Annotated in this window: 25 protein-coding genes; 20 read left to right on the top strand and 5 right to left on the bottom strand. The window is 37.6% G+C overall.

The window, feature by feature from the left end; genetic code table 11:
- Nucleotides 1-33: 33 nt before the first annotated feature.
- The 20 genes from FHS59_RS13485 (at nt 34) to FHS59_RS13580 (ending at nt 19,508) form a co-directional block, all read left to right on the top strand.
- The gene (locus FHS59_RS13485; RefSeq protein WP_184495751.1) at nt 34-1,311 is read left to right on the top strand and encodes a Glu/Leu/Phe/Val family dehydrogenase; all 1,278 of its coding nucleotides are present in this window, start codon (nt 34-36) and stop codon (nt 1,309-1,311) included.
- A gap of 238 nt (nt 1,312-1,549) precedes the next feature.
- On the top strand, nt 1,550-2,788 hold the full coding sequence (locus tag FHS59_RS13490) for a tyrosine-type recombinase/integrase (protein ID WP_184495753.1): 1,239 nt from the start codon (nt 1,550-1,552) through the stop codon (nt 2,786-2,788).
- Between the two features lie 346 nt (nt 2,789-3,134).
- Nucleotides 3,135-3,338 (top strand): DUF3853 family protein, encoded by a 204-nt coding sequence (locus tag FHS59_RS13495; protein ID WP_184495755.1) that lies wholly within the window; start codon nt 3,135-3,137, stop codon nt 3,336-3,338.
- On the top strand, nt 3,331-3,642 hold the full coding sequence (locus tag FHS59_RS13500; RefSeq protein WP_184495757.1) for a hypothetical protein: 312 nt from the start codon (nt 3,331-3,333) through the stop codon (nt 3,640-3,642). The genes FHS59_RS13495 and FHS59_RS13500 overlap by 8 nt, the downstream gene beginning before the upstream one ends.
- Nucleotides 3,643-3,707: 65 nt before the next feature.
- Complete coding sequence (locus FHS59_RS13505) at nt 3,708-4,040, top strand: hypothetical protein (protein ID WP_184495759.1); 333 nt, start codon at nt 3,708-3,710, stop codon at nt 4,038-4,040.
- Nucleotides 4,041-4,062: 22 nt separating this feature from the next.
- A complete protein-coding gene (locus FHS59_RS13510) occupies nt 4,063-4,314 on the top strand; it encodes a hypothetical protein (RefSeq protein ID WP_184495761.1) in 252 nt (83 codons plus the stop codon).
- 154 nt (nt 4,315-4,468) lie between these two features.
- Complete coding sequence (locus FHS59_RS13515) at nt 4,469-5,212, top strand: hypothetical protein (RefSeq protein ID WP_184495763.1); 744 nt, start codon at nt 4,469-4,471, stop codon at nt 5,210-5,212.
- A 44-nt stretch (nt 5,213-5,256) separates the two neighbouring features.
- Nucleotides 5,257-5,499 carry a hypothetical protein gene (locus FHS59_RS13520; RefSeq protein ID WP_184495765.1) on the top strand — a complete coding sequence of 81 codons (243 nt, stop codon included), beginning with the start codon at nt 5,257-5,259 and terminating at the stop codon, nt 5,497-5,499.
- Between the two features lie 4 nt (nt 5,500-5,503).
- A complete protein-coding gene (locus FHS59_RS13525; protein WP_184495767.1) occupies nt 5,504-6,163 on the top strand; it encodes a hypothetical protein in 660 nt (219 codons plus the stop codon).
- Nucleotides 6,164-6,260: 97 nt separating this feature from the next.
- Entirely contained in the window at nt 6,261-6,983 is a 723-nt protein-coding gene (locus tag FHS59_RS13530; RefSeq protein ID WP_184495769.1) for a hypothetical protein, read from the top strand.
- A gap of 597 nt (nt 6,984-7,580) precedes the next feature.
- Nucleotides 7,581-8,162 carry a hypothetical protein gene (locus FHS59_RS13535; protein WP_184495771.1) on the top strand — a complete coding sequence of 194 codons (582 nt, stop codon included), beginning with the start codon at nt 7,581-7,583 and terminating at the stop codon, nt 8,160-8,162.
- 2 nt (nt 8,163-8,164) lie between these two features.
- Nucleotides 8,165-8,311 carry a hypothetical protein gene (locus FHS59_RS13540; RefSeq protein WP_184495773.1) on the top strand — a complete coding sequence of 49 codons (147 nt, stop codon included), beginning with the start codon at nt 8,165-8,167 and terminating at the stop codon, nt 8,309-8,311.
- On the top strand, nt 8,308-8,784 hold the full coding sequence (locus tag FHS59_RS13545) for a hypothetical protein (protein WP_184495775.1): 477 nt from the start codon (nt 8,308-8,310) through the stop codon (nt 8,782-8,784). The genes FHS59_RS13540 and FHS59_RS13545 overlap by 4 nt, the downstream gene beginning before the upstream one ends.
- Nucleotides 8,785-8,937: 153 nt before the next feature.
- Nucleotides 8,938-9,156 carry a hypothetical protein gene (locus FHS59_RS13550; protein ID WP_184495777.1) on the top strand — a complete coding sequence of 73 codons (219 nt, stop codon included), beginning with the start codon at nt 8,938-8,940 and terminating at the stop codon, nt 9,154-9,156.
- A 180-nt stretch (nt 9,157-9,336) separates the two neighbouring features.
- Nucleotides 9,337-9,558, top strand: a complete 222-nt coding sequence (locus tag FHS59_RS13555; RefSeq protein WP_184495779.1) for a hypothetical protein — start codon at nt 9,337-9,339, stop codon at nt 9,556-9,558.
- A 22-nt stretch (nt 9,559-9,580) separates the two neighbouring features.
- Entirely contained in the window at nt 9,581-14,215 is a 4,635-nt protein-coding gene (locus FHS59_RS13560) for a tape measure protein (protein ID WP_184495781.1), read from the top strand.
- 14 nt (nt 14,216-14,229) lie between these two features.
- Nucleotides 14,230-17,022 carry a phage tail protein gene (locus tag FHS59_RS13565; protein ID WP_184495783.1) on the top strand — a complete coding sequence of 931 codons (2,793 nt, stop codon included), beginning with the start codon at nt 14,230-14,232 and terminating at the stop codon, nt 17,020-17,022.
- A gap of 129 nt (nt 17,023-17,151) precedes the next feature.
- Nucleotides 17,152-18,060, top strand: a complete 909-nt coding sequence (locus FHS59_RS13570; protein ID WP_184495785.1) for a hypothetical protein — start codon at nt 17,152-17,154, stop codon at nt 18,058-18,060.
- Nucleotides 18,061-18,268: 208 nt separating this feature from the next.
- Nucleotides 18,269-18,931: a phosphatidylserine decarboxylase family protein gene (locus FHS59_RS13575; RefSeq protein ID WP_184495787.1), complete on the top strand. Its 663-nt coding sequence runs from the start codon at nt 18,269-18,271 to the stop codon at nt 18,929-18,931.
- 70 nt (nt 18,932-19,001) lie between these two features.
- Nucleotides 19,002-19,508: a hypothetical protein gene (locus tag FHS59_RS13580; protein WP_184495789.1), complete on the top strand. Its 507-nt coding sequence runs from the start codon at nt 19,002-19,004 to the stop codon at nt 19,506-19,508.
- On the opposite strand, the gene FHS59_RS13585 is transcribed toward FHS59_RS13580, so the two are convergent.
- Genes FHS59_RS13585 through FHS59_RS13605 form a run of 5 tightly spaced genes read right to left on the bottom strand, consistent with a single transcriptional unit; the run spans nt 19,505 to nt 22,943 of the window.
- Nucleotides 19,505-19,942, bottom strand: coding sequence for a Clp protease ClpB (locus tag FHS59_RS13585; protein ID WP_246388436.1), 438 nt, complete (start codon nt 19,940-19,942; stop codon nt 19,505-19,507). The genes FHS59_RS13580 and FHS59_RS13585 overlap by 4 nt on opposite strands.
- Before the next feature lie 32 nt (nt 19,943-19,974).
- The gene (locus tag FHS59_RS13590) at nt 19,975-20,487 is read right to left on the bottom strand and encodes a hypothetical protein (protein ID WP_184495793.1); all 513 of its coding nucleotides are present in this window, start codon (nt 20,485-20,487) and stop codon (nt 19,975-19,977) included.
- Between the two features lie 55 nt (nt 20,488-20,542).
- A complete protein-coding gene (gene mnmD / locus FHS59_RS13595) occupies nt 20,543-21,226 on the bottom strand; it encodes a tRNA (5-methylaminomethyl-2-thiouridine)(34)-methyltransferase MnmD (protein WP_184495795.1) in 684 nt (227 codons plus the stop codon).
- On the bottom strand, nt 21,223-21,705 hold the full coding sequence (gene ispF / locus FHS59_RS13600; RefSeq protein WP_184495797.1) for a 2-C-methyl-D-erythritol 2,4-cyclodiphosphate synthase: 483 nt from the start codon (nt 21,703-21,705) through the stop codon (nt 21,223-21,225). The genes mnmD and ispF overlap by 4 nt, the downstream gene beginning before the upstream one ends.
- Nucleotides 21,702-22,943 (bottom strand): M16 family metallopeptidase, encoded by a 1,242-nt coding sequence (locus FHS59_RS13605; RefSeq protein WP_184495799.1) that lies wholly within the window; start codon nt 22,941-22,943, stop codon nt 21,702-21,704. Before FHS59_RS13605 ends, ispF begins: the two co-directional genes overlap by 4 nt.
- Between the last annotated feature and the right edge of the window lie 182 nt (nt 22,944-23,125).

The following is a 23,125-nucleotide window of genomic DNA, read 5'->3' on the forward strand; positions in this document are numbered from 1 at the left end:
CGTCGAATTTGATATTCTAAATAAAAACCCAATATGGCTTATATCGAACCTGCTCCGATAATGGATAAAGAAAATCCATTGGAGTCAATGATGGAGAGATTTAACATCGCCGCCGAGAAGCTTGGTCTTTCTGATGAAGTTTACAGCGTCTTAAAAAATCCCGCAAAACAAGTTATCGTTTCCTTACCGATTACCATGGATAATGGAAAAATTCAGGTTTTCGAAGGAATCAGAGTAATTCACTCAAACATTTTAGGTCCCGCTAAAGGCGGGATTAGATTTGCACCTGATGTTCATCTGGATGAGGTAAAAGCTCTTGCTGCCTGGATGACATGGAAGTGCGCCGTTGTGGACATCCCTTATGGTGGTGGTAAAGGTGGGGTACGATGTAACCCTAGAGAAATGTCTAAAGGTGAGATCGAACGTTTGGTTCGTGCCTATACCTTGGCTATGATTGACGTTTTTGGGCCGGACAAGGATATTCCTGCTCCTGATATGGGAACTGGACCACGTGAAATGGCTTGGTTGATGGATGAGTATTCTAAAGCTCAGGGTATGACCGTAAATGCTGTGGTAACCGGTAAGCCATTGGTTTTGGGAGGTTCGCTGGGTAGAACAGAAGCTACAGGACGTGGTGTAATGGTTTCTGCTTTGGCAGCCATGCAAAAATTAAAAATCAACCCATTCCAAGCAACTTGTGCAGTGCAGGGATTTGGAAACGTGGGTTCATGGGCGGCGCTTTTGCTCGAAGAAAGAGGTTTGAAAATTGTTTCTGTTTCTGACATTTCAGGAGCTTATTACAATAGTAATGGAATCAATATTCAGGAAGCAGTAGCCTATAGAGATTCTAATAACGGAACTTTAGAAGGATTCAAAGGAGCCGAAAAATTATCCGATCCTGCGGAATTATTGATTTTGGAGGTGGATGTTTTGGTGCCTGCAGCTGTTGAAGATGTGATTACCATTCACAATGTGGATAAAATCAAGGCAAAATTGATCGTGGAGGGCGCTAATGGTCCTACTTCAGCAAAAGCTGATGCCATCATCAATGAAAAAGGAATTATGGCTGTGCCAGATATTTTAGCAAATGCAGGTGGAGTTACTGTTTCTTACTTCGAATGGGTACAAAATAGATTGGGTTATAAATGGACTGCGGATCGTGTCAACAGAAGATCTGATCGAATCATGAAAGATGCGTTTGATCATGTGTATCAGGCTTCTCAGAAGTACGATGTGCCGATGAGAATCGCTGCTTACATCGTTGCGATTGACAAAGTAGCCAAGACATATACTTACCGTGGAGGTTTCTAATATTTAATCAATCGATCAAATCACTTATCTTTGAGGCGTGGACTAAAATCCACGCCTTTTATTTGACCCCGATATGACTATACACAGAATAGTACGAATACTATTTTTTAACATTAAAAAATCATTTGTAAGCCTTTAAAGGGCTTTTTTTGTTTGTTCCAATGTTTGTTCTTGTGTATTAAATATTTGCCTTTATCGTTTTGAGTTTGTACTTTGTTTGTTCCAAATAATAGCAAACATGGCTACATTTAACCTTTACCTTGATACCCGTAAAACTAGAAAGGACGGGACTTTTACAGTGAAAGTCCGGGCAACACATCGCCGAACGACCAGATATTATCCTTTGCAATACAAGTTCACTGAAAAGGAGTACTTGAAAATAATGAAGGGTAACCGGCTTACTGAAAGTCAAGAAAAGGCAAAATCAAAAATGGATGCCCTTTTGGAAAAAGCCAAAGAGATTGCCCAGGACTTAGACGTTTTCAGTTTTGAAGCATTTGCTGTTCGTTTTACTGGAAAAGGAAATTCAAATGATTTGCTTAAGGCACTTCAGGAACGCATAACCGAAAATCAAACCAATGGTAAAGTTGGGACCGCCAGTATTGATAAGGATACACTTTCAAGCTTGAAGCTGTATTTGAAAGAAAAAGGAAAGCCCCTTCAATTGCAAATGACTGATATTACTCCGAAGTGGCTAGAAGGATTGGAAGCGTGGTATAATAGCAGGGGGATAAGTTCAACCACTATTTACATTCAAATAACAAGGATTAGAGCAGCAATTAACCAAGCTATTCAAATGAAAATCTTTGATGCCCGGAAATATCCTTTTGGAAAGGTAAAGGAAGGAAAGTATTCGGCACCAACCCCGAAAAACACTAAAAGAGCATTGACACAAGATCAACTGATTGCTTTTTTGAATTATGAGCCAAAAACTGATCAAGAACAGTTCGCAAAGGATTTTTGGATTTTCTCTTTCTTATCCAGTGGTATAAATTTGGGCGATGTGTTTAGTCTTAAGTGGAGTGATTTTAAGGGCAAGGAATCATTCACTTTCACCCGAAGAAAAACCAAAACCAGATCCAAAAAATCTATAGAAATTACAATATATCTCAAGCCGGAACATTGGGAGATTATTGGAAGGCATGGAGGCCGAAAGCTTGGAGGCAATGATCATGTATTCAATATCATTGAGCCGGGACTTTCACCGGAAAGAGAACATCAATTGCTAAAGATGGCCGTGAATAAGGTAAATACTTATCTGAAAAATATTAGTGAGAAGCTCGGGTTTGAATTTGGGATCTCGAGCTATTCGGCAAGGCACAGTTATGCTACTAGGTTAATGAAAACAGCCCCTATTGCATACATAAGCAAACAATTAGGCCATTCAAATATAGCGACAACTGAAGAGTATTTGGGAAGTTTTGAGAAAGCAGAGGCCCAGGAATACGAGGCTAATTTGTTACCTAAAGCGCAATAAAGATTTATTAATTTTTAAAATGGGTTGCTTTTTTATTAACTAATTGATAATCAGTAATAAAAGTTTTAATAATCATTAATTAAGTTTGTAAATAACAAACAAAATTTGGTAAAAAATATTTTTACGTTATTTAATAATTTGTAATTACGATTTACATTACTTTACTTTGGTTTAACGATAAAGTTAACGACCGACAATACGGAAAGACGTATAGTAACCTGCTATAGGCAATGTGGTAATAATTGGATGAAATGCCATCTTGGGATTGCCATTGACAGCGTGTAGGTAGGGGACACAAAAATCTATTTTACAGGGGCATTTTCCTGAGATTTAACGGTCGTTATTTATGCGAACTTCTGAAAAACCTTTACAAAAAGGAAACACACTTAAGGGCATGAAAGCTTTAGCAGAACTGCTGGGATGTTCATTGCCAACGGCTCATAAGCTGAAAGCTTCCGGTAAAATTCCATATTATCAGCATAATCGGTTGATTATTTTTGATAGGGCTGAAGTTCTGAAAGCATTAGAGATGGGAGGGCAAAATGGATAATCCAATTATTGTCATGTCCCCTGCTCAAGTTGAACAGCTAATTGCCAATTCTGTAGCAAAAGGAATTCAAATGGCCTTAGGTTCAAATGGTCAAAAATCTGAACCTTTGCCCCCAACCATTCCACTTAAAAAAGCCGCTGAAATATCAGGAAAAACCCCAAATGCACTACGTGTTCAAATCTCTATTGGAAATCTAAAATGTATGCACAGAGGATCTAGGATTTACCTGGACACAGATTATTTCCAAAGATGGCTAAGAGGGGAAGATGAGCCGGAAAGCAATCCACTCGAAATCCTTAAATAGTAATAACGACAACAATTTTAACGACAAAATTTAAATGAAAATGTCAACCAAAAACATTGTCGGTTATGGACAAAAAAGGAAAAAGCCCTACACGGGTGGTGCAAGGCTCAAATGAGTGCTCAAGCTCATTCCAAAACATTAGATACACGAAAGATACCTATTTTCTCGCTCAAGAAAAAAGAGTTTTTAGAGCTTTTTGGGGACCGCCTAGGACAATGCTAGAGGTGGAGGCTATCACCGGAATAATGAGGTCAAATATCTGCTATTTCGTGGGGGACTGGCTGAAAACTAATTCTATTAAGCTGGTGGGTGAGGGAATCTGCAGTGTGAGCAAACATAAAGCAGGTAGATATAGCACCGATCCTAAATATTGGAAAGGAGGCGAAGATGAATCTTGAGAGCATACGAATTGAGCGGAAAATGCTCAAAGAAATGGATTTTGATGAACTTCTATACAAATACCAACGGGAACTAGATGTTATATCCACTATTTCCCAAAGGCTAAAAGACATAGGTCCTATTGCAATTAACCCCTTTGATGATTTCGGCCCTCATTTCATGAAAAACCATGCGATCATGGTTCAGCTCGTTAAAAATGAAATCATTCTTAGATCTACAGTACAGCTAGAGCTTGAATTCAAGATAGGGAAGGAGGTATGTTATGCGGATTAATGGGTTCGAGCAAATCAAACAATTCTATTCCTGGGTATTTGAGAACCAAGGTAAAGGGGTGAAATCGCATCATATAAGTCTATACATGTTTCTTTGGAATCAGAACAACAGGTGCAACTGGGTGGAGTGGTTCAAGTGTCCATACGACACGGGTATGACAGGATCCGGTATTAATTCTAAGCACACATATTATAAAGTGCTCAAAGAGCTTGCTGAATGGGGTTTGATAGAATATAAACCAGGGAAAAACGAGCATTCATCACCACTATTTAGCTTAGTTCCACTAGAGGTGCAAAAATGCACCTCTAGTGTACCTCTACCTACACCTCTACCAGAACCTCTAGTGATACCTCTACTAGCACCTCTACAGGGAAGAGTTATTAAACAGTTAACAGATAACATTCAACCAATAACAGATAACATGGATTCTATTTTGAGTTTTTTAGAAAGGAAATCAATTGGGAAATCGCTAATAGGTGATTCCAGTTTAAAGCTCGATGAAAAGGATTTAGAACGAATAAAATTAGGCACAATAAAAATTGCAGATTTCTTCAATATCTCAGAAGTCAATCAGCCTAACCATTGGATGAAAATTAGAAAGTTCATAGAGTTTCAGGCAAGAAAAGAAAACGGGTTGGAGTATTTATCGGAACAGTTTACAGCTTATAAACAACTAAAAACATCTAATGGATTCAAGCATACCTGGAAAAATTGGATTGGAGATCTTTCAGATCATCCAGAGCCGTATTGTGAAGGTGCTTGGAATAGGGAGAATTGGAAACAGCTATTGGAAGATACTATTCAATCCGAAAAACAGACGAACGGTCAAGTATTGTCCTACAGCCTCAAAAATCCCATCTCAATTCCGGCCCCAAAGAAGCCTAGGAATCCAGATTGATAAAATCAACAATAAGATAAACTTAAACCATAACAAAACAGAAAATGGAAAAATTACAGACCAGACTTATTGAGCAAACCCTAAAAGGTAAGCCCGAAAGCCTAAAAAAAATGGCCATGAGCCAGTTCAAAAGGATGAGCTTCACGACTGAAGATGAATTTCTAGAATTCCTGGATGATTTGGGATCATCTGGTGAAGATTCCAAAGGGAAAAAGGAATTCAAAGGCTTAAAAGTAGAGCCGGACAAAGAGGTGGTGAAAGAAGTAGTGGCTCACATGATGAAATAATGATATGGAAACGAAAGAAAAAGTAATCGTAAAGTATTTCCAAAAGGACCATGAAAATACACTCAAGCACCTAAGCAGGCTGAATAGTTTGCTAGCTGATTTTGCCGAAAAATACGAGGCGTTTGAAAAAGAAACCGGAATGCCTCCATTGAATCAACGCCTTCTGAAATCATTGGTAGAGCAAGGCCGATGGCCATTAGAAGGATCCATTGAATCTTTTGTTTCAAATCAGCCAAAACCTTTGCAAAGTACTTACAGGCAATCGCTTTTAAAGGAGCTGGCAAAATTGGATTTTGCTATCGATAATTTTCAAAAATGGGTTGAATCGATCAATTCTGTCACAAGGTACCCATCCGATTTAAAGAAAATTGAAAACTTGCCTTGGAATGGTTTGAAGCTGGAATTGAATCAGAACTACTTTGATTCCATTAAGGGCCATTTTGAGCTTGTATTAGAGTCAGAAGTTGATCAAGGGTTGTGGGTGCGAGCGGAAGCACTGAGACTTGCTTACAACGAATTTTACTTATTCGCAGATCAACATAAAAGAATGGTTCCGAAAGGCTTTAATGCTCTATTTGGGGTTCACCCTACGTTCCCAGTTACTGAAGTGAATCCACATCCGGAGAATTTCTTGCCGTCAAGGCCAATTGGATGGAAGCCGTAAGTTGAATTTCTCTCAAATCCAGCGCTTTAAATGCGCTGGATTCCAAAATAAAAAGTTCTTCTGTTAACAATTTTCACTACCGTTTTAGGTTTAGTTTATGGCAAATTATAAACGTTTTCGGCCCATTATTGAGGATATGCCTCATATTCGATGTTCACAACTTCGAGAATTTGGAGTTTTGAAGCCAAAAAATATATCAAATGTCGACTTGACTATCTGGATAGGGGAAATTCCAGTGGGAAAAATTTGGTGTTATTGCTCAATAAGTGAAATATATTGCTTTGCAAACCTGTCTTGGATCAACGATAAAAAGGAAAATAAAACACAAACGGTCACTATCCAAAAGAAAGAATCCAACCTAATCTCACACGATCCAAGAACGGGCAAAAACAGTTTGTATTTCTTTGAATGCCCAGAAACCAAAAAGAGATGCCGAAAGCTTTATTTCACTCCTAATGGATTTGTCTCACGGGAGGCACTTGGAGCATTATATCAGGATCAAGCTCAAAGTAAATTAATTAGGCAGTTTATTAAGCAATTCAAAATTGATGAGCTTGTCGGTAAGATTATTCAGGACATGAAAAAACCTTATTATAAAAATATTTATAAAGGAGTAATTACCAAAAGAGCCAAAAAAGATTTGATGAGAGTCAATAAACTAGTAGAGCAGCACAAAAGATTGACTCAAGATTCAATTGATTTTCTTAATGAGGAAGAAATTAAAATTAGAGAAACCAAAAAGGGGTTCAAGGTTATAACTCGGGTTGCTTCTGGAAATAGTGGATTACCAGATATGGGGGAATTGCCAGAATGGGATTAGTTTTTCCAAAAATTAAACACTATAAAAAAGGATGATACTATTTCAACAATAGTCATGGATTCCTTAAAAATCAATCTCCATTTATTCCAAATGATGCTTTATTAATTTAGAGAACAAATAATTTGCAAACACCTCTTGATTAAAGGTTCAAATCCATATCAATCTATTTAAAATCAATCAAATTGTTTCTAGAAGGACTATTAGGGATATTCAATTATTTCAATGGTGCAAATAGTGGTGCAAATTATCTGTTTATATTCTGTTAAATAATTATGTAAATACTATTATTTACACTGTAAATATTACTCTTTGCGCTGTAAATAAAAATTATATTGACATTAAAAATATATTATTTACAGTCATAAAATAATTATAATATAATTTGTTGTTATGTGTTTTGTATATCATATTTAAGCATGATATACAATTCGTATTGCCCAGATGAATGGACATTTATTGATGATCAGATTTTAGCCATGGATATGTGTTCATTGCTTGATAATCAATGGGAATTAGATCGAGAGACTAGAAAGTCAATATGGAGCCTATATCTGGCTCATGCTAAACACAAATCTTTATTACTTAACAACTATAATCATGGAAAATCAAATTGTAAAAACCAGAAGTATGAATGGAATTGATCCATCAGCTCCTTACTATGTGACACGTGTGTATTTATCTAATGGTGAAGCTCAAAAGGAATTTAAATTTCAAGAATTGGATTTCGATCTAATGAGGTCAAGGGCTAAAGCATTTGCAAGAATGGAGTTTGAAATTCAAAAGGACGTTGCTAAAGAAATAGAAGTATTAATTTGTAATTCTTTTAATGACGAAATTGTAGAGCACAAATTAAAATCTCTTTCTGAGGGAAGCGATAGGGATGGACTTCACCAAGAGATCCTGATTCATAATCTGTTTGGTTGCACAGATTGGACTGAAATTGAAGAGATGTATGATGAGGAGATAGAAAACCTTGAGGAAGCTGAAAACATGAAGCTACAGGCACTAAAAGCAGTTGATAAAATTGAAGAGGCTTTACAAGAAATCTATGCTTGTGAATCAATCTTTATCGATGATCAGTTTCTTTTTGATTGGGTATCAATCATGAGTGCAAGGGCTAAATTATTGAAAGGCGAAATCCAGGATAAAATTGATTTCAGACTAAATTCAGCTGCATAACCATGGCCAAAATCGTAAAATTAATTCCAGACAACAAGCCTGATAAGAAGGTTCCGGCTTGGAAGAATAGAGAAGCAATCGACATCGTAAAAGATGATATTGTTAAGACCCATAATCGGAAATTGAAGGATAAAAATTCAAAATCATGAAAAATTATTTGTTTTTTATATTGGCTATTTTGATTAGCTGCAGTCCTGTTGAGGATCCCGATTTAATAAATGTTTACCCTACAGAAAAGGGGGTGCCTGAAATTACTCAAGGTGTTGAGGTTAAAGTTTCAAAAGAGGGTGGTCCAATAGGTGTTATTATTGCGATTAATGATAAATGGAATGATTTATCAAACTATGATTTCGAAAAAAATATCGGCAGGTTCTTTAGCCAAGATTCTTTGCATAGGGTTGCGGCTAAGGAAGCTGACTTTTATAGGTTTGAATTAGATGAAGGCAATTATCTATTGCATATTGGCTCAGGTAAAAATTTCCCCCATTTTTTCTCACTAAAAGAATTTACAGTTGTAAAGGGTGAGGTAACCATATTAAAAAAGGATTTTTCGGAGCAAGAAATGGACTTCTCTGAAATAACAGATTACCAAAGAGAAAGAGGGGTCTATATCCCATGGTAAAAGTTAAAATTTAATATACCGTTTCGCTATTTGCCTAATACATTCTAGCCTTGAGAGCCTGATTTCGAGAAATTGGAGTCAGGTTTTTTTGTGATAAGATGATCACAGTTTAGCCGAAAAACATTCCAAAAAATTCAACTAAAAACAAAAAAAATGGAAGCAAGCGAAATATCATTGGGCAATTTAGTTTATATCAAGACTGACCCACAACAATTCATAGGCTACATCGTCGCAATCCCAGAAGAAGGTGAAGAATTATTTACTGTACGGATTGGCCAAGTCAGCTCACAGCATTTTCCGTGGGAATTATCAACCCAGAAAAGTGAGCTTGTTAAAAGAATTGGAAGCAGTACTATTATCCGAAATGGATAGGTAACGGATTGGAAAATGAGAAACTCAATTCTGATTTTTCGGGAGCCCAAAAATTGGCTAGAAAAGCAAATTTGGCATAGGCCAAAACTTTGGAAAGTTTATGAGCTTTTAAATGTTGAAAAATTAAGCATTGAAATAAGGCCGGATTTTTTAACAAAAAATAGCCTTATCAAAATTGCGATGAATATCAGATTGATTGAAGAGAAATTAGGCGAAATCAACCCTGATATTCTTTCAATAATGCTGGCGCAAAACCCAAGGTCTGTAATGGAAATTATAAAGGTTTTTATACCTCGCAGTGAAAGGGAAACCACCTTAGCATGGATTGAAAGAAATGCCAAATCAAAAGATCTAGCAGATGCATTTTATTTCTGTAGGGAACATGCACTGAATTCAATATAAGGGCGAATAACAGAAAAAGATAATGGCTGTTAAATCAAAAAACGGTGGATTAATTTGGGAAGCTGGTATTGATACCGGAAGGCTTGTTAGTGATGCAAACAAGGTTGAGAATATTTTTAAAAAACTGACTGAAAATCAGGTAAAAGAAGAAAAGAACCTACTAAGAAATATATCATCAAGTTATGCTCAAATAGCAACTGATGGTAGGCGTGCATTTAGTGCAATGACACCACAAATGCAAAATCAGATTGTTACTGTAAATAAGCTGAACAATGAGCTTAGAAAGATTGCTGATACCCAAAGATATTTGGATCAGGAATTCAGGAAAGGAACAATTACAGAAGCCCAATATTTAGCTACAACAAACCAACTAACTGCAAGCACTAGAAGTCTGAATGCTCAACTTGAAAGGCAAAACCAAACTGTTGCCAGATCAACCAAGACAAATGCATTATACAACCAGGTGCTTGCAAGTACTGTTGGATTTCTTTCCATTCAACAGGGCACAAGGTTAATTAGCGACATAGTAAGAACAAGAGGTGAAATTGAACAGCTGGAGGTTGCCTTTACAACAATGCTTCGATCAAAAGAGGCAGCAACTCAGTTAATGGCTGAAATTGTAGATGTAGCAGTTGAAACACCTTTCAAACTTACTGAAGTTGCCAGCGCAACCAAACAGCTTTTGGCTTACGGCTTCGCCCAAAAAGAAATCAAAAATGAGTTGATTTCGATAGGTAATATAGCCTCAGGAGTTGGGGCTTCATTCGGTGATATAGCATACGCTTACGGAACCCTGAGAGCGCAAGGAAGGGCTTATGCTTATGACATTAGACAATTTACAGGTCGAGGTATTCCGATTATAGAAGAGCTGTCCAAAGTAATGAACGTATCTACTCAAGAAGTTCAAGCTTTGGTAGAGGCTGGGAAAGTGGGATTCCCAGAAGTTCAAAAGGCATTCCAGAACCTAAGCGGAGCGGGCGGTCAGTTCTTCAACTTGATGGAGAAACAAAGCCAGACAGTTACCGGGCAAATCTCAAAGCTTCAGGATCAGATTGAACTTATGTTCAATGAAATAGGAAAATCCAACGAGGGAGCAATAAGGGATGTGACCGCAGGAGCTGCTTTCATAGTTGAAAATTACCAAACAGTAATCAAGGCACTAGAAGTATTGATTGCTACATACGGAGTTTACAGAACAGCGTTAGCCATCAACCTAGCCTTAACAAATGCTGTTTCGGCAGGTGAAATAAAATCAGCTGGAATTAAAGGATTGTTGACTTTAGCAACAGGGAAGCTAACTGCAGCGCAGCGGGCTTTAAATATTGTTCTGGCAGCAAACCCTTATGTAGCGGTAGCCACTGTATTAGCTGCTCTAGTTGCTTCACTCTATTTGTTCAGGGAAAGGGTTAAGCAAGTAGAAGATGTTCAGGTTAGACTTAATAGGGCTACAGAAGAAACCAATAAATATTTCACAGAACAAGAGGCAAAAATAAAGACACTAGTTTCTACACTTGGAAACCAAAATGTTGCCGAATCTGTAAGATTAAAAGCCTATGAAGAGCTTAAAAGTATTTCTCCTGACATCGTCAAAGGATTGACTTTTGAAGAAGCGAAAACAGGTGACTTAACTAAAGCTGTCTACGGTTATGTTGATGCTTTGGAAAAAAGGTTGAGGGTTGAAAATCTCACTAATGAAGCGGTACAGTTAAGGGGCGAGATCTCGGAAAAAGAACAAAAACTACTTGAGTCAAGAGATAAACAAGCCAGATTAAAAGCAGAAGGTAAAACTATTTCAACTTCAGTATTTGTTGATTCCCCCTATGAAAAACAGAGACTACAATCAGAGAGATTGGTAAAGGAGCTTGAAAACCTATACAATCAGGAAAAACAGTTAGGTGATCAGATTGCAAGCAACCTAGACCAAAGCAACAACTCAGCAGAAGATAGAATTGCTGTTTTGAAAAGGTTACAAGGTCAGGTGTCTGAGACCTCAGTTGCTTACAAAAAATACGAAGATGAGATAAAATCACTTCAATCTACTATAGAAGTAGTAGAGTCCAAGCCGTCAAAGAACAAGGCTTACTTTGAAAAGATAGTAAAGGAGAATACCGAGGCTTTGGAATTACTGGATTTATCTTCAGATGACTTTGAAGCGAAATCCAAAGAGTATAAGGACAAGATTCTTGAAGCCCAAAAGAACTTAGATTCCTTTGGGCTGAAAGGTGAGAAGGGTGAGTTAAAGAGGGAAAACAAAGATCAAAAGGATGCAATCAAGGAACGTGAAAAAATCCTTAATCAGATTTCAAACCTAGAAGATAAGGCCTATAAAAAATCGTTTGACAAGAGGGAAAAAGAGAAAGCAGATCTAAAACGCCAATTGGATGAAATAAGAGAATTGGTAAAAGATGCAGGGTTTCAAAATGCCAATGGAATATTAAATCGAATTGACAACCTTGAATTAAAGGCAACTGGAGATATTGATTACAGAAATGATACCGAACAGTTCAAGACTGAATTTGAGAAGCGAAAGAAAATCTATGAGGATTATGAAAACCATGTCCGTGACTTTGGTGTAACGAGTGCTGACAAAAGATTTAGCTCTGAATTGGAGATTGCCAAAAATTATCTTGGTACCATTCAGTCAGAGTATGAAAAGATATTGACTATTGCACCGGAAAACAGGTCAGGAGTGCAACAGGAAAGATTGAGGTATTTTCAGATTATCCTTGATACCGAAAAGAGAGAGCAGGAAGCGCAATTGGAAGCACTTCTAAAAGCAAATCAATCCTACCAACAGCAAAGAACTGCTTTACTTGAAAATCAGACAGAGCAAAGAAAAAAGATAGAAGCAACCGGAGATTTAGAGGCTTTGGCAACTTTTGAAAAGAATGCAGAAAAAGCATTGTTTGACTTAAATGAAGTTGCAGCAAAAGATTTAACCGGTTTTTCTGAATTCTTCGACAACGTAAGGTTACTATCAAGGAAAGCAGCTTTTGAAGGGATTGACGTGCTAAAAAAGGCTATTGAAAAACTTTCAAAGCTGGATAAGGAAAAAGGAGGTATTGATCCAGATTTAGCAGCTGAATGGGTAGACCAATTAAACCAGGCTGCTCAAACTATAGGTGCAGAGATCCCACAAGAAATGCAAAAGTGGGCAACATCCATGAATTCCATTGCTCAAAGCGTTTCAGAAATAAATCAGGATTTAGGAGCGATGTTTGGCACTATAGGGGATATTATTGGTGGTTTGGCAAATGTCCAACTCGGATTTAATGAGCTTCAAACAGCCCAACAAACCGAGAATAAAACCGATGATTTCACAGCCAAATCAAACCTATACGCGACTGCAATAAATTCAGTGGTCAAGCTAACTAATCTAGCTGTCAATGCATCCAAACAGAGGCGACAGGTGGAGGAAAAATATTACCAATCTGTAATAGGATATCAGCAGGATTACAACCTTGCATTGGTTGAACAGATGAGGTTGCAGAGCGAGGCATCAGGAAGTGTTTTTCTAACCAATTATCAAGGGAAACTAGAAAATGGGTATTTATCGCTAACCGAGGCATCAAAGGGATTTAATGAGGCTTTGAAGGAGTTGGACAGGGTCCAAGTTAAAACAGGTACTGAAAGTTTCTTTGATCTTAAGGCAGCCGCGGGAGCTACAGGTATTGGGGCAATTGGCGGTGCTGCAATCGGAGCTCTTGGAGCAGCTGCAGTTGGAGCTGCTATTGGTTCAGTTGTTCCAATATTAGGAACCGCCATTGGGGCAGGTGTTGGGGCAATTGTAGGGATTTTTGCAGGAAAGAAAAAGAAAAATTCTTATGGGGAACTTTTGGAAGAATTCCCGGACTTGATTCAAACTTCAGCTGATGGATTGGTTGCAGTCAATGAAGAACTTGCAAAGGCAATTTTGGCGAATGATTTAATCCGAGAAGGGGGTAAAGAGCTTGTTGAAAATGTTTTAGAATGGGGTGAAGCAGTGGAGGCAGCAAGGGAGCAGATCACACAGACTATAGGAGAATTAACCGGACAAATCGGAGGTGAATTAAGAAATGCATTAGTAGATGCATTTAGAAACGGAACAGATGCAGGCTTGGCTATGACTTCCACTGTTGGGAAGGCCATAGAGGACATGGTTAGTCAGTTGCTGTTTTCCGCTGTGTTTTCAGACGTATTTAAAAGCCTTGAGGATGATTTGGTTAAATCTCTAGATCCTATTTCAGGAGATCAAAGCGTAATTGATGATTTTGACAGGTTCTTGGAAAAAGCTGGACCAGCTCAGGAAACTTTTTTTGATCTAATGGATCAAATTCAGAAACAGGCAGCAGGTAAAGGGATTGATATATTTAAGCCTGGAAGTTCAGGATCATTACAGCAACCCGGTTTAGTTGGCGCAATCAGAAAAGAGCTTACAGAGGCTACAGGATCGGAATTGGCAGGTCTTTTCCGTGGATTCTATGACCTTCAGAAGATAGCAAACAATGTTTCTTATGAGCATCTGGCAGTTGCCAACAGTCAGCTTGCATCAACCATGGCCATACAGGTGAATACAGCTCAGACGGTGGTGGAATTACGAACTATGGCTGTAGACATTAAAGCTATTGTGAAAAACACAAAGCCAGCTCAAAACGGACGTGACCTGGGAGACGGATAAGAAATTATAGATCAATGGATATTTTCGAAAATAGCACTTTAGTTCACTCAGTGTCTATAGATGATCAAACTGTTTATAGTTGTCAGCTCATGGGGGAGGACAAAATCACTGCAGTTTGGATTTCTAGTAATGCCATGGAAATTAACATTGGTGATTACATAGAGCATAAAGGGCAACGCTACTCTTGTAACCTTACACCTACGGTGGAAAAGATTGACAATAGAACCTTTCGCTATGAAGTGGTTTTTGAAAGTCAGATTTACAGCCTATTTAGAAAGAAGCTCAAGCATTTGTATAAGGGAGATTTCACTTATACAGCTGACCTTTCTTTATTCCTTCAGTTGTTGATTGACAATATGAATTCCATTGATTCTGGATGGAGCTTTTTAACCGATGGATATGAGACGCCATTACATACAATTGGATTTAAGGGAGAATCATGCAGGGCGGCACTGACTCGAATTTGCGAAACTTTCGGAATGGAATTCAGGCTAAATGGAAAGCAGATCATAGTAAAGCCTAATGTTGGATTCCTGACAACCCAATCATTTCAATATGGCCGTGGTCAAGGTCTTTATAAGCTTTCCCGTGAAAACGTAAATGAAAATAGTGTAGTTACTAGACTCTTTGTTTACGGAGGTACCAAGAATATTCCTTTCGATTATAGAGAAGGATCAGAGCGGTTGATTTTTGCACCTCCTGCAACTGCATATTTGGAAAATTTTGACTACACAGATTTGATTATTGAAGGAGATGTGTATTTCGATGACATTTACCCTGAAAGAACCGGGTTTGTAACAAGTAGCCCAGATCCTTTGACTATAATCGATTTGGGAATTGATTTTGATATCAATGATTATTTATTGGAAAATGAGGAAGCTAAGATTGTTTTCACTTCAGGATCCTTGTCAGGAATTGAATTCGTAATCAATAAATATGATCATCCTGCAAGAAAGATATCTCTCAACAAATACATTGAAGGTGAGGATTTTTCATTGCCTAGCGAAACCCGATATCCTGAAGCTGGAGATAAATATGTTTTGGTGGACATTAGAATGCCGGAAAGCTATATCACTGATGCTGAAGCTAGATTATTAGCAGCTGGAACTGAGTACTTGAATAAGGTAAAAAGTCCAAAGGTTTTGTACAGGCTTGACATCGATGAAAAGTATGTCCGTGACACTGGCATCGAAGTAGGTATCGGAAATACTGTTCAGGTGATCGATGCTTCTTTGGGAATTGACGACAGGATCAGGGTTGTTTCAGTTTCCTATCCTTTGGTGAATCCTTCTAAGGTTACATGCGGACTTTCTGAATCAATCCCGCTTACAGTAACTGAACGTATGAGAAAAGACGTTGCTACTTCAAAGGTAGAGATTAGGGAGGTTGACAGGAAAAGAGCTGAAAACCTAAGGGAATCAACTCAGAGACTAAGACAACTGCAGGGATTGATTTATGATGCTGATGGGTACTTCAATCCTGTAAATATAAAACCTGGAAGCATTGAAACTATTATGCTTGCAGTGGGTCAGAAATCCCAAAACCTGATTCTTGATGAATTGATAGTTACCCCAAATGTTGGAGCTGATCCGGATAGCTTTGAAATGAGTGCAGCCGATGTGGTCCACTTGGAATATGAAATTGAGGGATTGGGATTTGACTGGGAAATTGATCTGAGATTGTTTGAGGATCTGGATCCTGCTATCCCATATTATGTGTATGCCAGATGTTCCAAAACAGCCCTAACCGGAACATGGGAATTGTCACCTACTCCGATACTGACAGAACAGGAATCTGGTTTTTATCATTTCTGGATAGGAGTTCTTTATCAGGTAAACAACGGATTAAGAGCTTTTGAATTCACTACCGGAATGACCTATATCATAGGTGGTCAGACTATCACCGGAAGAATAAGAAGTGCGGACGGCTTGAACTACATGGACCTTACCCAAGGTACATTCAAATTAGGAGATACAGAACAATCCATTGATTGGGGCGTGACCGTTGCAGGTCAGTTGACTATTAACGGGGTGGTAGTTTCCAAAATGAGTTTTACCGAAGACGCCGAAATTATCAACCTGATTGTCCATAATCTAAAAACACAATCTGAAGGAAAGAGAATCCAGATATTAGAAACTGAGAATGCATTGAAGTTCATCAATGATGATGAAGAAGTTGTATTGGAAATAAATGATAGTTTGGGGACTGATGCAGATGGGAACATCATTAGCGGTATTAGAGTAAACAATCCTTCCAACGGCGGTACATCTTGGTTAAGTGGTGGAGGCGTTTTTTCAAATGCTTCAGGGGTAGCCTGGGAGTCCGCTACTACTGGAAGAAAGACCAATGCAAGTTTAGTGGGTTTGCTTCAGTCAAGGAATTCAGAATCAGATGGGATTAGCGCGGCTATAGTTGGTATTGATCAAACTACTGAACTCGACGGTGATTCAAAAAGCTATGGAGGGTATTTTAATTCAGCATTAATAGGTAGTTCATTTATAAACGCCCTAAACCTTAAAGTTAAGGTTATTGAAGGAACGACATACACTATTGATAACATGACTGATGGCAAATCAACTTTTTTTAGCTGTTATAATGATTCAGGGCTTACTATTACCCTTCCAGTAGGTGAGGGCCAAAGAGTGATTTACATTCGAAGAAATAATTCGGCTGGGGTTACTATCAATAGAGCTGGTAGCGATCAGATTTTGAATCCATCAACATCAACCTCTGTTAGTATTCCTGATGTTGGAGGTTTGGCTATGCTTGTTTGGGATGGAAGCTATTGGACTTCAAATATGTTGTAATACCACTGATTATTCGAAAAAAAAATCTAAATCCTGGTAATTTGCCGGGATTTTTTGGTTAAAAATACCCAGTACTGGGTATAGGGATTAAATGAAGTATTTGAGACATTAGTATATTATCGATATGAAATGAAAAGACTGATTTTAGTTTTAGAATGCCTATTACCAAGCTTTTGCCTTTATGGCCAAATCAGTATTACTGATATTGAAAATAAAGAGACTCAACAGACAGCAGTTTACGACAGTCTTAAGAATTTTTTAGGTTATGATTATCAAAAATATTTAGGCCAAGATCTTTATGTTCTTCCTAAAAATGAAAAATTAAGGATTTATGGCTATAGTGATTTTAAAATAATTGTTAACAACAATTTTCAAACTTATAATCCTGAGAACAGTTTTTCAAGCAGGACTAAATATGATTCTATTGCAGGCCAGTATTTTACAGTTATTAAAACATCCGGAGAACCTGATGATTTCACCAGGGATAAGTATTTAATCCTTAATTCAAGGAAAAATGGACAAACCTTATATTTCTTGTATGATCCTAAATACGAATCATCATTCCCTTTTTTGGTTGTGGGTTATTTCGAGAAGTTAAAGAAGACCTATTCTCAAAAAAATTGGTTTGTTAATTATGCAAATGATGAATCATTTGATCTTTCAACAGGGAATAAATTATCTATCGCTAAAGGGAGCTATTATTGTGAGGACGTAACGATAGACTCTGAGAACTTTAAAGTATCATTGTTGCTTTTGACTCCTCAAGGAAATAAATTTTTATATCAACTTTATGATACAGGGCTATATCCTGTAACTATTCTTCCCAAAACTGATGCTGAAAAATATAAAAGAAAATTTGGTTCTGACAATTGGCAATCAATATTAGATCGGAAATTAAAGATTGGATTTACCGAAGAAATGGTTAAAATGTCATGGGGAGAACCACTAGAAATAAATCGATCTAGCAATCATGATCAATGGGTTTACAGAAATCAATATCTTTATTTTGAAAATGGTTTACTGACAGACTTTAATTGAAGGTAAAGATATTCTCGTATCAATTGAAAAGTAAACAACCTTTGATGCCCGGAAAGTCCGGGTTTTTTATACCCAAACGAAATATTTTTTTCTCATACTAATTGCCCGTAAATTGCACTCAAATCAATACTTGTTTGCAAAAACGTTGTTCAGATAGTTTTAAAAAATATTCTAAGTATTTGATTTACAGATTAATACGACCCATATTATGACAATACACAGAGAAGGACGAGTTTTGCTATTTTGGATGATGATCATCCTGGTAGCTTTAAATTACCTATTATATTATTTCCTGCCTGAGCAGGATCTTTTATTGAATGTTTCCATGCTTGGAAGCATCATCATTTACCTGTTGGTTCTGCAGTTTTTTAGGAATCCTGTTTTCCCTCTTCCAAATGAAGAAGGGGTAGTTTATGCGCCAGCAGATGGGAAAGTAGTGGTCATTGAAGAAACTTTTGAAGATGAGTACCTAAAAGAAAAAAGAACGCAAGTTTCCATTTTTATGTCACCTGTGAATGTCCATGTCAATCGCTCTCCAATCAAAGGAGTGGTAGATTTTTTTAAATATCATCCAGGAAAATACTTGGTAGCTTGGCATCCAAAGTCAAGTACCGAAAATGAAAGAACCACGATGGTGCTACGCAACCAAAATGGTACTCAGATTTTAGTAAGGCAAATTGCCGGAGCTGTGGCCAGACGTATCAAATGGTATGTAAAGGAAGGTTCTCAATTGGATCAAGGAGGAGAATTTGGTTTCATTAAATTTGGATCAAGAGTAGATGTATTTCTTCCATTGGATGCTGAGATTCTGGTAGGTCTAGAACAAAAAACCAAAAGTGCCAGAACTCCAATAGCGAGGTTGAAAAAATAAAATCAAAAAAATAACAGTAACGATTGGGTATTTGATTGCGTCATTAGTTTTAACAACTAAATCCCAACCCATGAAAACTCTATACGCTGTATTTTTTGCATTCTTTGTATTAAGCATCGTTTCCTGTAGCGATGAGGAGGAGCCAAGATCTCCACTTATTGGTACTTGGGAAAATCGGAATTATGTAGACTCTTTAGAGTTGTGGTTTGTAAATACTTACAATTTTAGAAATGATAGTATTTTTGACATAACCTCAACTGTGAGAGAAACTGAAATTGGAAATGATTTAGGATACAGATTGATTTCTACCGCTTGGTACAATTTGGAAAGTGATATTTTTCAATATTATTATGATGACGGGTTATTTCATTTTGGAGGTGGGGAGGATGATCCATTATATGTTCCTGAAAAAGATTTAAAACCAGGGATCATTGATTTTTTCAGAATACCAAAAGGAAAATTGACCTTTTCAAATGATTTTAGGCAATTTACTTTTCAGGAAGATTGCTGGAAGCCAAACCCAGAAAACGAAGATTGCTTCGAGTTTCCTGTCAAAACTTTTGTAAGGGTGGATTAAGAACCTCTCTTGATTTTATAAATCCAGTATCCAAGACCGATTGTCGCTAAGAAAAAAAATGTTGTGGTCCATTCAAAGGTTCGACGCGTGCTCAGCATATCCTCAATTTTTTTGTCTTTTTCAGCCATGACCCGCTTTACTGCTTGGAGATCTTGCTCCAGCTTTAAAGTGATGGCTTTGTAATCATCTCCGGTTTGAGTGGCAACGGTGGTCTCAATATCTCCGATCATTCTCAATTCGTCCATGATCGCATTGTCTTTTACCAAAATTCGTTGTAACCACTCATTGGTTTCGATCATGTCTTTTTTGGTTCGGTTACCAAAAATTCCCGATTTCTTACTTTCGCTTCTTTTCCATTCTTCTGTCAGCGCATCCCTTTCCTGGATCATGCGCTCCAGTTTGGCTTCACCCGCTTGGGTAAGTTGGTTCGGCATGAAATAAAGTAACAAAAGCAATAAACCGTGTATCATTCTTTTTCTGCGAAAATTGGAATTAAGGAAGTGATCTTAGGCATTTCTAAAGCCAACTTGTCTTTGACAAAAAGCCAACCAAAAGTGATCATTCCAATGAAAAATATTAAAGTAGCCAATTCGAATTTCCTCTTTTCTAGTTGGGATGCATTTACTTCATACCCTTTTTGTGCCAAGGCATTCTTTAATTTCTGGATGTCCTGCTCCTGAGAGAGTGTAATTGTTTTGTATTGCTCGTTTTCTGAAACGATAGAAGAATGGTCAATTCGGTCATTCAATTGAAGCTTCTGAATAATCGCATTGTCTTTTTCAATAATCCTCATAGCAACTTGATTAGCATAAGAAGAATTGCTTTCCATTTCATCACTGACCAATGCAAAAGAAGATCTATAACTTTTTTTCAGTTGAGATAATAGACTGGCTCTTTCCTGAAGAAGGTTGTCAATTGGAGCTTGTGCGTAAATTTGGAGTGGTAGTAAAAATACCCAAAAGAATAAGATGGTTTTCATGGTGGTAAAAGGTTGTGTTTCTCCTACCTAATCCAAAGCTTAGACCAAAATTCCTTTATTTCTTCCAGCCTCTGGTCATTTCCTTCTTTCCTGGAGGGCCTGGAAGCGATTCTACTTCAAAACCTATTTCTTTTAGATCTCTTTTTAATTTTCCCTGTGCACAGTAAGTAGTGAAAATTCCACCTTGGTTCATTGACTCATAAATCTTCTCCAAAAGCTGTTTTTCCCACAATTCAGGCTGTTTGCTGGGGGCAAAGGCATCAAAAAACACCACGTCACTTGGATAAAGAGTGACTTCTTCAAGAGTGGTTTTCTCTTTTTTCATATTGAAATACTCAGAAACTACCGCTCCTTTATCCCATTCCATTTTATGTAATCTCGTGAGGTAAGGTTTGTAATGAAAAAAGCCATCGTCTAAATCGCCATAATTTAACTGAGAATAAATTTCCTCAGAAAGTGGAAAAGGTTCGATGGTATGGTATAAGACTGGAATTTGGTTTTGCTCCGCCCAAACCAAGGTAAGCCAAGCGTTTAACCCGGTGCCAAATCCTACTTCAAAAATCCGCAAAGGTTTCTTGGTTGGGTTTTCCATCAGCCATGAATCCAGACCATATAGCATGAACACATGAACGGACTCCTTTAGCGCTCCATGAAAACTATGGTAAGTTTCTTTGAGATCTTCATTATATAATGAATGTGAGCCATCCTCAGTGAGGATAATTTTCAATTTTTCACTCATACCTTATAGATTAAAGCAACACAATACGCAGAGACTCCTTCTTCTCTACCTACAAACCCAAGCCACTCGGTAGTTGTAGCTTTGATAGAAATAGCGTTTTCAGGGACTTTCATTACCTCTGCCAAACAAGCTTTCATCGCTGGAATATGTGGATTTACCTTCGGGTTTTGAAGGCAAATGGTAGAATCGATGTTACCTACTTCATATCCTTCTTCTCGAAGCAGGTCCAGCACGTCTTTCAATAAAATTTTGCTGTCTATGCCTTTAAATTTGGGATCCTTGTCAGAAAAGTGATAACCAATATCCCGAAGATTTGCTGCTCCCAATAAGGCATCGCAAATCACATGGATTAATACATCAGCATCCGAATGGCCAACGGCACCTTTTTCATGTTCCAGTTTGATCCCACCCAACCAAAAGTCATAGCCTTCCTTAAGCTGGTGGACATCATAGCCCATACCTATTCTAAATGTGTTCATGAAGGAATAGATTTATAATGAATCACAGAAGACTTCTCCTCAGTCAAGATGTTTCTTGCCCAACTGGTTAACTCCTCTGCGTTGATTTTAGATTTATTTTCAAATTCTTTTAAATACAAATCGGGACTGCCCAGAGATGCATAATAAGCTAAATTAAAAACTCTATTCAGTAATTGAATGGATTCGTAGGATTTCATCGCCTCTCCCTGGTTTTTGATTTTTTGAAGTTTGACTTCAGAGATTTCTTCGTTCAAAAACTCTTTCAATTCATGATCTAAAGCAGCTTCTCCCTCTTCAGATGTTATTCCTGAATCCATTTTACCGGAAATCACCAAAAGACCCGGGTCAACAGATCCCAGAACATAAGCGCCAATAGATGCAAATAACTTCCCTTGCTTGACAAGTTTTTGTTCGAGAATGGATGACTTTCCAAATCCTAAGATGTCAGAAGTTAAATCTGCTGCAGTGTATCCTACTTCAGTTTTACCTGGCATTTTAAAAGCTTTATAAAGCGCGTCAGTTGGAACTTTTGATTCTACAATTTTAACTCTCTTTTCTGATTGAATTGGTTCTGAGGTGATTGCTTTTCGAGTTTTACCACTTGATGGTATCGGTCCAAACCACTTCTTCGTCAAACTTTCAATCTGGCTTTTTGTGACATTTCCCCCAACTACTAAGACGGCATTGTCTGGACTATAATGAGACTCATAAAAATCCCAAATATCTTCATTTATATACCCTTGAATATCTTCGATTTTTTGACCGATTGTTGGCCAGCGGTAGGGATGTTTTTCATAAGCCAAATCCCTCATATGATGCCAAATATCACCATAAGGCTGATTTAAATACCGCTGTTTGTATTCTTCAATGACTACCTTCCTTTGGGTTTCAATGGTTTTCTCACTTAAGGTCAGTTGCAGCATGCGGTCAGATTCCAGCCAAAATGCTGTTTCAATATTGCTGGCAGGAAGTGAAATGTAATAATTGGTGACGTCGGGACTTGTAAATGCATTGCAAGACCCACCAACTCGCTCTAGCTCCCTGTCAAACACAGGGACGTTTTTAGAACTCCCAAACATCAGATGCTCAAAAAAGTGAGCTAGACCGGTTTTTCCCGGTTTTTCATTTCTAGACCCTACTTTATATAGAATGTTGAAAACCGCCATTTTGCTACTGGGGTCTTCGTGGACGATTACTTCCAGTCCATTTGGTAAGAAAAATTGATGGTAAGGCAGCATGTTATTTGGCAAACAAAACTAAGTTTTTCCTGAAATTGGGTGAAACTGAAAAGTCCGAAGCCCGTTGTAAATGATAAATCGCGTCAGAATTATCCAAAGAATTTACCGTTGGTCGAAGCTTTTCAATTTTTTTACAAAAAAAACCGAACTTTGGTTCAAGTCACTAAGTTAGCTTCCCAAAA

It is taken from the genome of Algoriphagus iocasae, from assembly GCF_014206875.1.
Classification (GTDB): domain Bacteria; phylum Bacteroidota; class Bacteroidia; order Cytophagales; family Cyclobacteriaceae; genus Algoriphagus; species Algoriphagus iocasae.